General features: G+C 53.8%; 13 protein-coding genes and 1 pseudogene. 9 read left to right on the top strand and 5 right to left on the bottom strand.

The window, feature by feature from the left end; genetic code table 11:
• Positions 1 to 337: 337 nt before the first annotated feature.
• The gene (istB, locus tag IGW03_RS32720) at positions 338 to 1135 is read right to left on the bottom strand and encodes an IS21-like element helper ATPase IstB (protein WP_194726642.1); all 798 of its coding nucleotides are present in this window, start codon (positions 1133 to 1135) and stop codon (positions 338 to 340) included.
• Positions 1132 to 2175, bottom strand: a complete 1044-nt coding sequence (gene istA, locus IGW03_RS32725; RefSeq protein WP_194726643.1) for an IS21 family transposase — start codon at positions 2173 to 2175, stop codon at positions 1132 to 1134. Before istA ends, istB begins: the two co-directional genes overlap by 4 nt.
• A gap of 83 nt (positions 2176 to 2258) precedes the next feature.
• Between istA and IGW03_RS32730 the strand changes: the two genes are divergently transcribed.
• From IGW03_RS32730 to IGW03_RS32745, 4 genes are all read left to right on the top strand, one after another.
• Positions 2259 to 3902 (top strand): exodeoxyribonuclease VII large subunit, encoded by a 1644-nt coding sequence (locus tag IGW03_RS32730; protein ID WP_194726644.1) that lies wholly within the window; start codon positions 2259 to 2261, stop codon positions 3900 to 3902.
• Positions 3899 to 4114 (top strand): exodeoxyribonuclease VII small subunit, encoded by a 216-nt coding sequence (gene xseB, locus IGW03_RS32735; protein ID WP_194726645.1) that lies wholly within the window; start codon positions 3899 to 3901, stop codon positions 4112 to 4114. Before IGW03_RS32730 ends, xseB begins: the two co-directional genes overlap by 4 nt.
• 186 nt (positions 4115 to 4300) lie before the next feature.
• Positions 4301 to 4963 carry a GNAT family N-acetyltransferase gene (locus IGW03_RS32740; RefSeq protein ID WP_194726646.1) on the top strand — a complete coding sequence of 221 codons (663 nt, stop codon included), beginning with the start codon at positions 4301 to 4303 and terminating at the stop codon, positions 4961 to 4963.
• 1228 nt (positions 4964 to 6191) lie between these two features.
• Positions 6192 to 6404: a helix-turn-helix domain-containing protein gene (locus IGW03_RS32745; protein WP_194726647.1), complete on the top strand. Its 213-nt coding sequence runs from the start codon at positions 6192 to 6194 to the stop codon at positions 6402 to 6404.
• A gap of 147 nt (positions 6405 to 6551) precedes the next feature.
• On the opposite strand, the gene IGW03_RS32750 is transcribed toward IGW03_RS32745, so the two are convergent.
• The gene (locus IGW03_RS32750; RefSeq protein WP_194726648.1) at positions 6552 to 7211 is read right to left on the bottom strand and encodes a hypothetical protein; all 660 of its coding nucleotides are present in this window, start codon (positions 7209 to 7211) and stop codon (positions 6552 to 6554) included.
• Between the two features lie 455 nt (positions 7212 to 7666).
• Here IGW03_RS32750 and IGW03_RS32755 point away from each other — a divergent pair, with 455 nt between their 5' ends.
• Entirely contained in the window at positions 7667 to 7924 is a 258-nt protein-coding gene (locus IGW03_RS32755) for a helix-turn-helix domain-containing protein (RefSeq protein ID WP_194726649.1), read from the top strand.
• 1195 nt (positions 7925 to 9119) lie between these two features.
• On the opposite strand, the gene IGW03_RS32760 is transcribed toward IGW03_RS32755, so the two are convergent.
• The gene (locus tag IGW03_RS32760; protein WP_194726650.1) at positions 9120 to 9599 is read right to left on the bottom strand and encodes a hypothetical protein; all 480 of its coding nucleotides are present in this window, start codon (positions 9597 to 9599) and stop codon (positions 9120 to 9122) included.
• A gap of 473 nt (positions 9600 to 10072) precedes the next feature.
• Between IGW03_RS32760 and IGW03_RS32765 the strand changes: the two genes are divergently transcribed.
• Complete coding sequence (locus IGW03_RS32765; protein WP_194726651.1) at positions 10073 to 10438, top strand: hypothetical protein; 366 nt, start codon at positions 10073 to 10075, stop codon at positions 10436 to 10438.
• On the opposite strand, the gene IGW03_RS32770 is transcribed toward IGW03_RS32765, so the two are convergent.
• On the bottom strand, positions 10416 to 10904 hold the full coding sequence (locus IGW03_RS32770) for a hypothetical protein (protein ID WP_194726652.1): 489 nt from the start codon (positions 10902 to 10904) through the stop codon (positions 10416 to 10418). The two genes, IGW03_RS32765 and IGW03_RS32770, sit on opposite strands and share 23 nt — an antisense overlap.
• Before the next feature lie 347 nt (positions 10905 to 11251).
• Between IGW03_RS32770 and IGW03_RS32775 the strand changes: the two genes are divergently transcribed.
• The 3 genes and pseudogenes from IGW03_RS32775 to hfq form a co-directional block, all read left to right on the top strand.
• Positions 11252 to 12538 carry a hypothetical protein gene (locus tag IGW03_RS32775; RefSeq protein ID WP_194726653.1) on the top strand — a complete coding sequence of 429 codons (1287 nt, stop codon included), beginning with the start codon at positions 11252 to 11254 and terminating at the stop codon, positions 12536 to 12538.
• A 1011-nt stretch (positions 12539 to 13549) separates the two neighbouring features.
• Entirely contained in the window at positions 13550 to 13939 is a 390-nt protein-coding gene (locus tag IGW03_RS32780; protein WP_194726654.1) for a hypothetical protein, read from the top strand.
• 41 nt (positions 13940 to 13980) lie between these two features.
• Positions 13981 to 14184: pseudogene (hfq, locus tag IGW03_RS38445) on the top strand (RNA chaperone Hfq); the annotation flags it as partial.
• Positions 14185 to 14571: the final 387 nt, after the last annotated feature.

Consider the following 14571-nt stretch of genomic DNA (forward strand, 5'->3'; position numbering starts at 1 on the left):
GGCTTCGCGTAATATCCGGTGTTCATGAGAAGTGTTCGGTGAATTCATAGTCTGATTGTTTGATACCGTCTCAAACATACATACTGGATAACGAACTGATAAGCACTTCTCCAGTTTGGATTGACGCAATCGTAATGAAAACATTCTTGTCCGTTCCCGCGGAAGACAGTGAACTGGCCCTGGCGTGTGGAGCTCAGCTCGACGCAGCGACAGGCCAGTTGTTCGTGCCCCAGGGCCTGGCTGTCAACGGCAATCTAAAACTGATACAGTTTTGTTCGGCATCGGCAACTGAGATTTGATACACCAGTGTGTAGTGTCATTGGTGTTGCCGACGTCTTTACAGTTGCATCTCCTCCTTTGTGATGGACTTGTTTCGGGCCAGCAGACCAGCGCGCCGCTTGTCACGCAGACGGAAGCTTTCGCCCTGAATCGACACCACGTGTGCATGGTGTAACAGCCGATCAAGCATTGCCGCCGTCAGCGTGGCGTCCTCAGCGAACGTCTGATCCCATTGTCCGAACGGTAGATTGCTCGTGACGATCAAGCTTCCCTTCTCATAACGCTTGGCAATCACCTGGAAGAACAAGTTGGCCTGCTCCCGGCTCATCGGCAGGTACCCGATCTCGTCGATGATGAGCAGGCGATACGGATTGATGAAGCGCTTTAGCGCATCAGCCAGCTGGTTCTGCCGATGGGCCGTCGTCAACAGCAGCATCAGATCGGCCGCGGTAATGAAGCGCGCCTTGATCCCTGCCTGTGTAGCGGCATAGCCCAGCGCTATTGCAATATGTGTCTTGCCCGTGCCGCTTGGCCCAAGCAACACAACGTTTTCGCTGCGCTCAATAAAGGCCAGACTGGCCAACTCCTGAACCTGCGCTTTGGGCACGCCGGTAGCAGCGCTGAAGTCGAACCCGTCCAGTGTCTTGATGGCCGGGAAGCTGGCCAGTCTGGAGAGTGTAGTTCTTTGCCGTGACTGCCGTGCCGCCACTTCGGTCTTGAGTACGGACTCCAAGAATTCCGTCAGACTGATATCGGCAGCGACTGCCTTCTGCGTCAGATGCGGTAATGTGTTGGCAACCGTGGAGAGCTTGAGCTGGGCACATAGTTCTGCAATCCGTTCATGGGCCAGATTCATGCTGCGACTCCCATGAGATGGTCATAGACCGATAACGGATGCTGCAATGGTGCCAGCCAGTCATGGAAGCGAGCACGCAGTTCATTGCTGCTGGCTGGCTTCGCCGGCTCTACCAGGGCGGCATAGGGCGCCGGCAAACGCTGCAGCGAACGTTGTTCCAGTTGTAGTTGCTCGCCGGGACGCTGTTTGGTAGTGCCGTGGACGCGTTGATCAGCAACTTCCCGCAGCCAACGCCAGACCTCGGTGTTGGCGGTCGATACATCGAGTTCAAGTCCGACGGCCTTGAACCGGGCCATCAGCGGTACATAGAAGCTACGCCGTAGGTAGCCATTCATGCGTTCAACCTTGCCTTTGGTCTTGGCGCGGTATGGCCGACACAGTTCGGGCCGGAACCCATAATGTCGGGCGAAGTCCAGGAAGCCGGGTTGGAAACGATGTTGCTTTGGACCGTAAGCGTTGCGTTCGAGGACGACGGTCTTCATATTGTCGTAAAGTGCCCGCCGCGGAACGCCGCCGAACCACTCGAAGCAGTTGGCATGGCATGCCAGCAATGTCTCGAGCCGCATATCGGAAACGAACTCGACATAGCTGGCACGGCTATAGCCCAATGTCGCTACGAAGGCGAACAGGCTTGCCCCTTTACGCCTTCTGAACTCGATCCAGTCGGCTTGCATCTGATCGCCCGGTTCTGTCTCAAAGCGCACCACCGGATCCGGTGGCGTCGTGGGACGTAATGCGGAGACGAAGTTGCGCACCGTGCGTTCGCTGCCGGCAAAGCCCATTTGCTGGATCTCACGCCACAGTACAGTAGCTGGAATCCAGTCGGGGGCGGCCGAAGCAATTCGCTGTCGCAGATAGTCCTCGAACGGTGCAATCTTGGTCGGACGTGGCATCCGGCCCTTGAAAGCAGGTGCCGCGTCGTCAGCCAGATACTTGCGTACCGTATTGACTGAGCAGCCCAGTTCGCACGCAATGGCACGAAGGCTCTTACCCTGCTTGTGCAATATCCTGATTTGCATGTACTCCTCGTATGAAACCATTGCCGCTCAAAAAGCGACAATTATCCCTATGTCGAGGTGTATCAATTCTCACCTGCCGATCCTGTATCAATTTACATGTGCCGGTGACACTGGCACTAGCACCGTTCTCTGCGTGGCTGCCTTCGAGTCGGGAGCGCCTCGCCATATCAATATTGCAGGGCCGCGGCGTTTCACTGAGCGATCTGCTAGGCCGAGTCGCCGGCGCCATCAAAACTGCATTCGAGGATCCGGTCTGGGTGCGGATCGAGATCAGCCAGCTGCAGATGCACAGCGGGCACCTGTACATCGCTGCGGTCGACAGGGATCAGGATGGCAAGGAAAAGGCAAAAGCCCGTGCGCAAATCTGGGCAAGCCGAGTTCCGGGAATCGTTCGCAAGTTCACTGGCCAGACCGGCATCGAGCTGGCTTCAGGCATCAAGCTGCTGGTCTATGCGAAGCCGGTCTTCAAGCCAGAATACGGATTTTCGCTAGACATCGTCGATATCGATCCCAACTATACGCTGGGAGATATGGAGGCACGTCTCAAACGCATTCGTGAACGATTGAAGTCCGAAGGACTGGCACAGCGCAACAAGCAACTGGCAACGCCCGCCGATTTCGCCCACGTGGCCGTGATCAGCCCGCCGGATGCGGCAGGCAAAGGAGACTTCCAGGCGGAAGCTGACCGGCTGGATGCAGCTGGCCTATGCCGCTTTACCTACTTCGACGCCGTCTTCCAGGGCGAACGGGCCAAGGAGTCGCTCAAGGATGCGTTCATGGCCGCACTGAGCGTACACCAGCATTCCACCTTTTGTGCATTGGTACTGATCCGCGGCGGCGGTGCACTGGCTGACCTGCATTGGCTCAATGAGTATGTCCTTGCCGGCATGGTTTGCAAGTTTCCCTGCCCGGTATTGGTAGGCATCGGGCATGAGCGGGACACAACCATCCTTGACGAGTATGCGCACCGTTCATTTGGCACACCATCGAAAGTGATTGCCCATATTCGACAGCAGATCGCCACGCGCGCACTCAGAGGACTGGAAGACTGGCAGGCGATCGTCCATGCGGCACAGGCACGCCTGGCATTGGCAGAAAGCAGGGCGCTGCAAAAGAGAGCCGAGATCAGCACACTGACCGATCGGCGCCTTGCACAGGCTGAAACCGCAACGATCAGACAGCAGGAGTTGGTTAGCCGGCAGGGTACCGCCTTGTTGGATCTCGCGGTCAAACAGGCAGACAGACTGCATGACATGGCGCTCACGGCAGCCGGCGCCCAGGTCGACATAATAGCTGCCAAGGCTGAGCACTTGTCGATAAGCGTCAACGACCGCGCACAAAGCACAGTAGAGCGCGTCGAGCGTGACGTCATGGGTGCATTCAACAGTATTACGCTGGCGACGCGACGCAGTATCGACGGCATTGACGAGCACCTGCAAGATCAGTGGCTCGGCGTCGCAGCGACCGCGCACCGGATGCTGGGCACGGCAACACATCATTTGGAACGTGACATGGCCGATATACGGCATTTTGCACGTAAGGCACTCGACGATGCACAGGAACAGACCAGAGATGTGATGGCCACGATTCTGGCGCATGGCATTGATCCGACGCTCAAACGTGGATTCGCCGTAGTTAAGGACAGGACAGGCATGCCAATATCGAGCAGCCATGCGGCTCAACAACAGGAAACGATGAACATACAGTTCCGCGACGGAACAATACGCGTGAAAAAGGAATCTACATGAGTGACATCAACGGCTTTAACGCCGCCTACAAAATACTGCAAGCCAATGCGGAAAAGCTGCGGCGTCAGGACGATCTGGATATCGACAGCTTGGTGCCGATTGTCGAAGAAAGTGCAAAAGCCTACCAGGTGTGCAAGGACCGAATCGCAGCCGTACGGGCTGCTCTGCAAGAGCACCTGAAGGAAGAGAGCGCCGACCCACCACAAATATAATTCGGCAGCACGCACCACACGTTGACTGCTCCCTCACTTTAAGCCTCCTAGTAAGCTAGGCGGGAAGTAGCCAGCGCCCGGCTCCCGTAGACTGCAATCGCCAGTGATGACCGCTTTTCTGAAACCACAGCTTTCGTTCGAGCGGTTGACACCATATGACACCCTTATATTCAAGTTTTTAGCTGCATGCGTATTAGTTGGAATGCGAACGATCCGGCACCCGTGCTGATAGGTTATTTTGCTGAGTTTCAAATTTTTCTCGAGGGGCGCCGCCTATTTCCTCAGCGAGCGCAAGAGCTTGTATGGGCAAACACCAAGCGCTTTGCCGATGTCATCGGTCCAGGCCACAACGCCGTGAACAAGACGGGTTGGCACTGTGCGGCAAGTGCTCCATTTTGTTTCACGGCAGCGTTGCATGGTCAGGTCGTTGCTGCAGCCTGGAGCAGACACATCCTTACAGGCGATGGCACGCAAGGGTGCAATCTCGCATATGCGTTATTGAATCAAGTCGAAGGCAGGGGAATCGCCAAACTTCTTTCAGCGATGGCCGTTCAAGCCCTATTCATGGAGGCTCCGGGCCTCGATTTTGTCAACGTCCAGACACGAGTACTCAATACGAGATCGTCGGTCCTTGCGAAGTCATTCGGCATGCAGATCGTGCCAGAGCAGGCATTCGCAGCCGTCCAGCCGGGTAGCGATAGAATAACCCGGTATTGTACTTACCGTCTTGGTATGGCAGCCTTCATCTCCCGTGCTGGACAGGTGATCGCAAAGCGTCTTCGTCCGGTTGATAACAAGTTTGCTGCCATGGAGCCAACTAAAAATCAGGCTGTAATTGACTGCAATTGAGATGATTTGGCGACGACCAAGTCGACAAGCAGATGCGAACAGCTGATCGACCTGCCGCTGTGGCATATGGCCGACCTCATCGAAGAGAAAGCCTGCAACTGTAACAACATGAGACGATTAACTGGATTGGCACCAACTGCCCACCCAATCAGGCTGTCGGCAGGATGTGACTCGTCGCGGAAACCGTAGTCGGTCTGGCTGCCCACAAGGTCTGTAAAGCGGTCATTGACCATCACAATAACGGAAAGGTGGGGAAGCCGGCTCCAACTACCGTTTCACAAAACTGGTCGACTTCGCCAAGCTACGGAACCCTTGGTTGAATCACTTGGGTAACGTACCGGCCATTATCAAGCTATCAATTTAAATTGCATTTTTGGCCAGGAACCTAGGCAAAACATGAGACTGCGTTTTGACGTGCGAGACACTCATTGCACTTCCTCATAAAGAGATTATTCTCACGTCTTTGGATTTGCGAATCCTGGAGATCCCATGTCTGTACCTCTGGAAAAGTGTGTCGTCAAGCAGTGTGGTTATGTCTTCCTAATGGAGCGATCCTGTGCATCGGCGGGTGACGGCGGTGATATCGGTTTTTTTGTGTGCCCACAGTGTGGCACGCGGGTTGAAGCGGATACTGCAATGACGTATATCACTCGGCGCTTGCCAGACAACGTAGGCGATTGGCCGGACGAGGGCGCTTGGACCTAAAGACAACTGTTCTTGTGTGAGACAGTGTGTGAAATCGCCGATGTCAGAGTGCATCAATCGTTAGCGGTGTGGAGTGGTGCGTTTGACAATCTGGCAGTAATGGGAGTGGCCCAGCAGTAAAATGCGACTTCCGCTTTGGGATAGATTTGCTTTCGATGCACGAAAAGTAAGCTTACCGTTTTTCGATGTATGCCGTTGCCTTTTACAAGATGTCAATATCGAGTCTAACGCTGGGAAGCTCATTGTGCAGCTAGCTATCCTCTGTGTTGCGTTCGCTCACTGGTAGCGCCGGCACTGTGCTACGGCCTTAGCCGGCCACAGGAAGCCAAAATAGCAACCTCTTACCTTTGTACATGTCGGGACGCTCAAGAAGGACCCAGCCGCACCAAATTGCTTTGGCGATGCCCCGCAACGCAAATACTGCCTTATTCTTGGGATTGAGACATAATATCCTTGCCACAAATTAGCTCCCAATTCCATGAAGCTTCCAAGTCCGCTATTCGAGTTGGAGTCATACAATCCTGTGCCCTTGCTCGATGCAATCAGCGCGGCTATATCAGTCAAGAGTGACAATGCGTTGGCCAAGGCATTAGGTATTACCCAAGGTGCAATGTCGAAGATTCGCAATAAGCATAAGCCAATTTCAGCAGAGGTTCTGCTTAGAATGCATGATATTTCCGGGCTGAGTATTCGACACATGCGCACCCTCATGGGTGATGATCGCCGCCTCTTCTGAGGAATCGCCGCCTTAGCGCTTCTTGTATGTCGCCGGCCGTCACGCGTCGACCTCGTACTACTCGGACACCCGCGCCGGCGTAGAAATGCTGCAGAGGTAAGGTCTGCTCGCCTCTGGTCGTGCGGCGCAAATCCTCGACGCTCTGATTCAAGAAGGTGAGCGGCTTTTAGCCTGAGCGGAGTTTCTTCGCGGTTTCGGTGGCTGAAGTGCTTCGACTAAACTTAGGCCGCGACCGAGTCGTTTATAGACCGTGGATGTGTTCAGCCCCAAGCGGCGAATCCATTCCGTGATAGGGTGGGATTCGCCGTTCATTTCCACTATCACAGTGCTGCGGCGATTGAATGCATGCTCTTTTGAGGTAACCCAGCGGCAGTTTTCCGGGGAGTAGTCCTTGTTGATGTCGATGCGCCCAAAGCGATGATCTGGGCTTGGACGTTCTCCCATGTCTGCCAGAAAATTGGGGAATGATTCAAGCCAGCGCTCGCATACCCTTATGCCAAGACCACCGCAAATTGCGTACCTCGAATTATTCGGGTTATAGCAGCGCTGTTTCATTCCCTGCCAAACGTCGAATTCAAGGGATTCTGATTTCCCATGGTCGGTGAACGCCTTTTTCGCGAAGTCGACTCTTTTGCATTTGCAAGACTGCGTTCGTCCACTTATCAAGCTGCTAACAGCCACCACAGTCGTACTTCCGCAGTCACAAAGGCAGTTCCATTTCGCGTTTTTCCGAAGTTCGTTTGGTGCTCGCGACACCACAACAAGCCGTCCAAATCGTTGACCAATTAAATTTTTGAGAACTGCCATGAGAGATTGAAGCTCAGGATGAAGCTGGCATTCTACAAGGGGGCGACACAGTTCTTTGATAAATTCGTCCGCTTACGGACGGTTGTCTGTCATCCACGTTAGAGCGGTATTCAACGGCCACAATAGGCTGCATGACGAGCACTGATAAAAGTTCATCCTGTCGCCTATTCTATACACCACGCTGATGGAACGATCAGCACCCGAGCCAAAGGTATGCGAAAATTAGTGCCAATAAGAAACATATTGGAGCAAGCCGTGTATTCAGGTGGTATAGAGTTTTGTCGTCCTGTTCCCGATGATTCCCCTATCTTTGCAAGCGTACCGAATGGTCATACCATCAATGTTGACGGCATACTGTACGTCAAGGAAAGTGAATGGCTGTCATTCTTGATTTCCATCCGTGATAGCGTCACGAACGGAAAGGAATCTGTTTAATAGACACGTTACTTTTACGTATGGCCCGTCCCAATCGTGTGTTGAAGCTAGAATCCTATGACCCGAACCCATTGCTGGACAGGTTAATAAGCTTCGTTCCGAGCCAGAATGATGTAGGGTTAGCAGCTGCATTAGGAGTCACGAAGAGCAATATTTCGAAGATACGGAACAAGCATGCCGACATATCGGCGGAAATGCTGCTCAACATGCACGAGATGTCGGGTCTGACTATTCGTGAACTGCGCGACCTGATGGGCGATACGCGACGCTTTTTCTGAGCACATGCCTGGCTAGCGCATGAATGCCGTTGGCCACCACTCTTCGATTTCAGACGAGTCGGCTAGTCCCTGAGGTTCGTCTTTGTACCAAAACTTGTGGAGAGGGCGAAGCCAAGCAGCACTTCGCTTCCTGCCTTCTTTTGTCATCACAATACACGGCTCCTCATTTCTGAGTAGTGATAGCGCGTTGCTTGTTTGGACGTCCATACAATACCTTGGCTGTCAAAATAGGACTTGTGCTTAGGAATCCATTCAAGATGGCTGATGTGTCTGCTTCAACATGACTGCCCTGTCTCGAAGCTTGTGACCTCTCTTATCAGCCATTCGTACCTGGTCTGATCGAATCTCTTTTGCAAATTCCAGGCTAACCCGCGAAGGTGATTCGGCAGGTAAAAAGCCATCGTAATTTGTTTCAGTAGCTGGATCTGCTCGTCATGCATTGCTTCTCCCGTAGGGTGGCGTACGAATACCAGAAAGCGCATTGTTCAACGGAGGAAGCGAGATCCTCCGCCCCGCGTAGAACAATGCGCTTTGCTGCATGGTGAGAACGACCCCCTATGCCGACTAAACTATGGTCAAAACGATGAGAGGAAGGCAATGTAGGCCAGTAAAGCGCTACCTGTCATATACCACCTGCTGCGTCGTTTGGCGGCGTGGTCTTTGAGCCCAAAAATAGGACGTCGGGAAGGGCTGAAGCGGTTCATTCTCTAGCGGTGTCGCAGTGCGAAGAACAACTACTTTCGCGTTGCCGCAGAGAAATGTCAAAGCAAATCCGTATTCGCCTTTTGCGATCGCCCAACTTGTGGTGTGTTAGCCGCAGGAGCGTAGCTGTTAGCCATCCAACTCCGGAAAGTGCTGCGTCCGCGCACTGAGGTGCTTCGGCGATACTCGCCGCGTATCGCCCGCCACCTCTGTCCCTCACCCGGCAAGAGTGCGTCGATCGTCACACGGTGCAGCGTAATGCTTTTAACAACGGCCGGAATCAGTAACGATGGCTGTCCATGAGCAAAGTATGATTTCCAGGCCACCCGGTCGCATGCTCTCCATCCATGCGTAATTATGCCAACGATTCTATAAAGCCCGATAGTTCGGCCTCATGCAATGGCTCAAGCCAGCTTACAACACTAACCCGCCATCGTCTTTGGCGTCGATCCGGTGCTGAAGATGATGCCATTCAACGCAACGCAAGCTGCCTTTAATGAACGACCGCTTTTTTCGAATAGAGGCGTTCACGGTGTTTGCCTTCGGCGTTGATATCGCCGTTCTTTGACATTACGCTTAACGCGTTCGACATACGTTGGGCGAGCTTCTTGCGTTCTTCTGCGCTCGGTTTGATACCGAGGGCATTGATTGCAGCCTTGAATATCTCGGAAGCGGGTTGCGGCGTGTCGGTCAACAATGTCGGCCAAAACTCCTTGCCCGTGGCCGGCAATTTGGATTGCCGAGTACTTTTGGTCGTCGTCGCTTTCGCCTTGCTGGTGGCTTTGCCACTGGCCTTTGCGGTTCTCGCAGTACGCGATTTGGCTCGTCCGCTCGTAGAAGGGCTGTCGAGAGTAGTCAAGGTTTCCAGAACCCCTTCCAGGTTCTCGACGAGCTTGGTGTAATACGCCATGCCTTCGCGAGCATGCAGCAATTCAAGTTTGACAGCTTGTGCAGCCGATCCAATATTCGCCATGTGACGCTCCTTGAGAGGAATGAGGAGAGGGTGTTATTAAGCCCCTGATGGACTGGTATTTAATACGCTTTGTTCAACTTGCAAAATGATTAATCTCAATAAGCAGAATATGCGTCTTTCTTCCGAAGTCAACGAGTGAGCAGCAGTGCCATGCATCTCACTGTCGGAAAAGAAGGTCTTAGTATTTTCCCTGTCCGATAGTGGGTGTCGTAACGAACTAAGCTGGAGGCAACTGTTAAGGGAGAGATTACGTTGTCTATCGGCGAAAAAATAACCCGCAGGCCGAAGCTTGCGGGTTCAATCCAATTCAAGGAGAGTTGGAGGAGACAGGTGTTACTATACTGCGATGCACCATAGTTGTCCTCTTTATTGTTCTTATAAGAGAGATAAACCATGGTGATATTGCAAATGAATAAGCCCGCTCGGACATCAACCAAGCGGGCTTACTGGGTGTCTTCTCGCCGTCTCTAGCCTTGGATTTTTATGTGCTACGGCCGGATAGTACACTGAAAAATAACGACTTTGTGGATTTTTGTATCAAGATGCAGCCACTCGACACAATCAAATCAGCCTGCCAGAAAGCGCTCGAAGAGGCACGCCAACACGCGGATTGGCATGCCGCTTACTGCGAAGCAGTCGATCCGGCATCGGTTCTCGAACTGGTCGCCCAAGTGGGGGCGCTCCATGGAAATGACCTGGCAGATGATCGTACCGCGGTGCTGAAACTCATTCGGGACCTGACCGGATACATCAAGCTGGCAACTGGCGACAAGCCAGATCCTGTGCGAGACGATCTGCTGCTGCAAGCACGCGAGGTTATCGCTCTGATTGATCGCTGAATTGCCGGGCGTGTCCGGCGTGGTCGTGTTGTAACGAACAGTATGACTTGTTGGCCTGCGCCAGTGACGACACCAGATTGCGCAGCTTAATGCGTGCCGCATCGAAGCCGTCTTCCCGGCGCCAGCGGTTGAGGTCGATGAAGCCAGCGGCTCCCAGCGCCTTGGCCGCCATGCTGATGCGCTGAAAAGCAGGGTCGTCGAGTTCGCCTTCCAGTACCCGCACACACAGAAATGGCGTTTGCTGCGACTCGATGGAGGCCTTGGCATGGCGCAGCAATTCGAACATCTTGCTTTCAGCAAAATGCGTTCCGCAGACGATGACATCGAACCGCGTCGCAAGCAGTCGTTCGGCTTCCGGCATGGTGCTGCAAATGGTAAGCCGGAAGTGGTCAGCCCAAGCCTCTTGCACAACAGGGATGACGCGCGGAACTTCGGCGACCAGGATGTTGGGTTGATCGTTGGGCATGCGCTGGAGCGGCTTGTTGCTGGACGCATTATTTGAGATCGCCGCAGCTCCTTTCTCTTACAGGATAGTACGCGACATTGCTTTTGTGAAGGTTCGTGCTATTCTTTCGCTATTCACTTCCCTTAGCCGGCATGTGGCGTCGGTGGCTTTTTGCACGGCACGCAAGTGAAATCCATGCAGCCCTGAAATGCAGTAAGCATTCATGCGAAGACGATTTCCAGGAACTTAAGCTAGGCTTTTCTGCCTCTCACAGAGAACTGCTGCCTGGTCCGGGCAAGGCCAAGTGCGACTATTAATCCAACAGGGCGATCGTGCCCCGTCAAGACTCCTATTTCGATTGAAAAGTTATGCCTCGTAAACCTGAACCTGTAGTGGCTTCCAACGTCATTAAATGGACTGAAGAAGAGTGGCAAGCGATCGCCACGCGAGTCCTTGAAGACAAAGGCCCCACTCTCCTGCACTCACCCGAGCTGGAGGAGGTCAAAGCGAAAGACGTGTTTCACGCACAGAATGTGTTGCCGGACAGCCGGCATCGCAAGCTGATCTCGATCTCACAAGGATTTCAAGCCATTCGACAGCGCTTACGGGGCATTTTGCAAACGCTGGAACCCGTTCCCCAGCATGACTTGTTCACCGTACCGACACCAGCTGTTAATAGCGGAGCTGCTCCGTCTGAGAAAGCATTGGTTGGTCAGTCGACGACAGAGGCTTCCAACGGTCCCATAACGATCAATTCCGAGCCGGTAGCGGGAACGCCTGTCGAGGTACCGCCACAGGAGATCGAAGCCGTCAGTACCACACCGTCACCAGGACAACGGGCGCCTGCAGCCGTGACAGTGAGCGACGAGGAGGTGTCGATGGAAGAAAGGGCGCGGCCAGCTGTGCTGCTTCGCGCACCAATTCCTTTTGATGAGAAAGCAAAGTTTGCACACGCAACCTCGCGTCGACCATCACGTCAAGCGCTGCCACAAAGTGCAGGCGAGGATCTGATTGAGCTGGCCCGTCCGTTCGTTGCGATGGTGTGCCAGGAGTTTGCCAACGCCTTGGTCAAGACGATGATGGAGAAGGGCGGTACACAGGGCCTGGCCTCGTTGTTCCAGGCAGCTGCGGGATCTCCAATCCATGGGATACGTGGTGCTGTTGCCGAGTCAACGATACAAGCGAATGACGCTTCGGACGATGACCATTTTGCCGACGATGTGCAACCGCTGTTCGATCCCAAACTGCCGCCCTCTGCCAATAGCAGCTTCAAGCCGGTGATCGCGCTGATCGCAACAGGAACACGTGACTTCGAGGATTTACAGCAGCTCTATCCGCAACTGGAATTGAATGTGGTCGCACTTGAAGACCTGCGAACCGCACCGTCATTGCGCAATTGTCAGCGGATGATCGGCTTGCGCGAGGATGTACCGGCACCGGCCGATGAGTTCCTTAGGAAGACCTTCGGAAACAGGTATGTCCGTATTACCGGCGGGATTGGGCAGATACGCGAACAACTGAATGCATGGCTCAATAATCCCGGCACGATGAACGCCGCGGCGGCCGGCTGGCCACGCAAGCAGGGCAATGGAAAAGGGCAGAGCAACGGTTATCCGAAGAAGAAGCAATTCCGTCGGCCGCGTCCGGCCGCATAATCGACAATTGGTCTGACCGGGCAGTGATTGATTACTGCAGGATCATCGCGGTTCATCAAAGCCGCTGTCACCGCATTGCGATGACAGGGTGGCCTTTGTACTCGGACCGAGGAGGGAAGTCCTCCTCTGGCCAATGCTCGAGGGCGGCCGGCAATGGGCGTGCGGAATAGACCAAGGCAGGATTGGCTGGTACCGTTGCACCACAATGCGGACAGGTGATCACACCGGCGGACATCCTATGCGAGGCGAAGCAGCGACTGAAGTGTTCAAGGGCGTAGAGTCGGTGACACAGCGGATTGCTGCACTTTTCCAAATGAACGGACATGGTTGTCTCCCTTTTACGTTCTTGTCGGTGAGCCGCGATCTTCAGCTTAGCCAGTCTTTGTCCAACCGCAAGAACTCTTTACGAGACCATCAAAGTCCCGGGGTATTAAAGCGGTTAAACGATATGTCACAGTGTCACAGGGAAGGCGGCCGGCTGCAACCATACAACTCGCTGATCGAGAGGCTGCAGCAGTGTTACTGGTAAGACGACGTGGAGTGCCATCACTGGGTAACTCCATGAGTCTCACGGCATCGCATAACCGGCCGCCGCGGAATCTTGAAGCATACGCCGTTAGGACTCAAACCCGGCGGGACATATTGCGCTGCCATATGACTTTTGCATCGGCTTGGTGCAGAATCACCATGCAGTAAAAAATCCAATCCCAAAGAGGACGGCAGGAGACACCTAAAAGCCCACAGCACATGTACTGTGGGCTTTTTCATTCAAGCTTGTTATGCGTTTCCCGAATGTCTGTCATTCGCAATCGAAAGAAGACAGCAGTGTTGTACACCGGTACTATGTCCTTGTCTCCTCCAACTCTTCTTGAATTGGATTCGCCCGCAACTTCCGCAAGGACTGCGGGCTTTTTTCTTTGTACCACTGCCGGCACAGGTCTGGTTGGTAAGGTGGAGTGGTTTGATCTTTTTTATCGGACGAGGCGCAACGGCGCGCCAAAAGGATAGCAATTGGTCATTGAATCTTGTGACAAAATCGATATCGCGCGCATTCTGATCGAACGCATTGATGGCGTCGTCATGCAAGCTCGTGTCAGTACATTGGTGCTGGCCAATGCGGTGCTGGAACGCTGGGCGGCAGATGCCCCGGAAAAGGGCGAAGGCCAATGCCAGATCCAGATCGTATTCGAAGACGGTTTTCAGTACCGTAGCCGGATCGGCTTGAAACGCTCGCAAAAGCGTATCTCGCTGGCCAAGCTGCTGCGCCAGCAGCTGCTCGCCATGACCAGCCCACAGCCCAATAGGCGAAAGAAGAAGGACGGTGGCAGCATTACCATTGAAGCCCCTTACTTTGCACTACCGCTGACGGCCGACGCCATGCTGGCAAGGTACGATATCTAGAGCAGGACGGAGCAAGGCAGTACACGAAGGAATGAAAGACGATGGCACGCACTAACAACGATGCGCTGCAGGCGACTTATCTGAATGACTTGCGCAAGCAGCGTGCGACGGTCATAGTGTATCTGGTCAACGGGATGAAGCAGATGGGCATGATCGAGTCGTTCGATCAGCATGCCGTGTTACTGCGCCAGGGAACAGGTACACAACTCATCTATAAGCACATGGTGGCCAGCATCATGCCGGCAGCGAAAGCACAGCATATAGCGCCACCGACTCCAGCCAAACGCCTGGTGAATCGGTTAGAGCCAAGCCTAGTACCTGTGGTGACGCGCAAAGCGACGCGCAGGACCATTGTTTGGGAAGACTAGCGCAGTCACGGCATGGTTACCGCCGTAAGACCATGCACGGGAAGTATGGTGCTGGTATTGATTCCTCCCGCCTGCTCAGGTGGATACAGCCTGTTCTTTTGAAATCGAGGTCTCACTCCGATGGCTGCATGGGGTGCTGTTACGCGCGGAGTAATACTGAGCCACTACGCGCGAAGTAAATCTGAGCCACTTTTTCGTAAAGTTGGATCTTTTTGCGCGAGATCCGAGTGTTACATAAGGAAGAGTGGATGGAAATTCATGTGC

Origin of the sequence: Noviherbaspirillum malthae, assembly GCF_015352985.1 — a bacterium.
Lineage (GTDB): Bacteria > Pseudomonadota > Gammaproteobacteria > Burkholderiales > Burkholderiaceae_D > Noviherbaspirillum > Noviherbaspirillum malthae.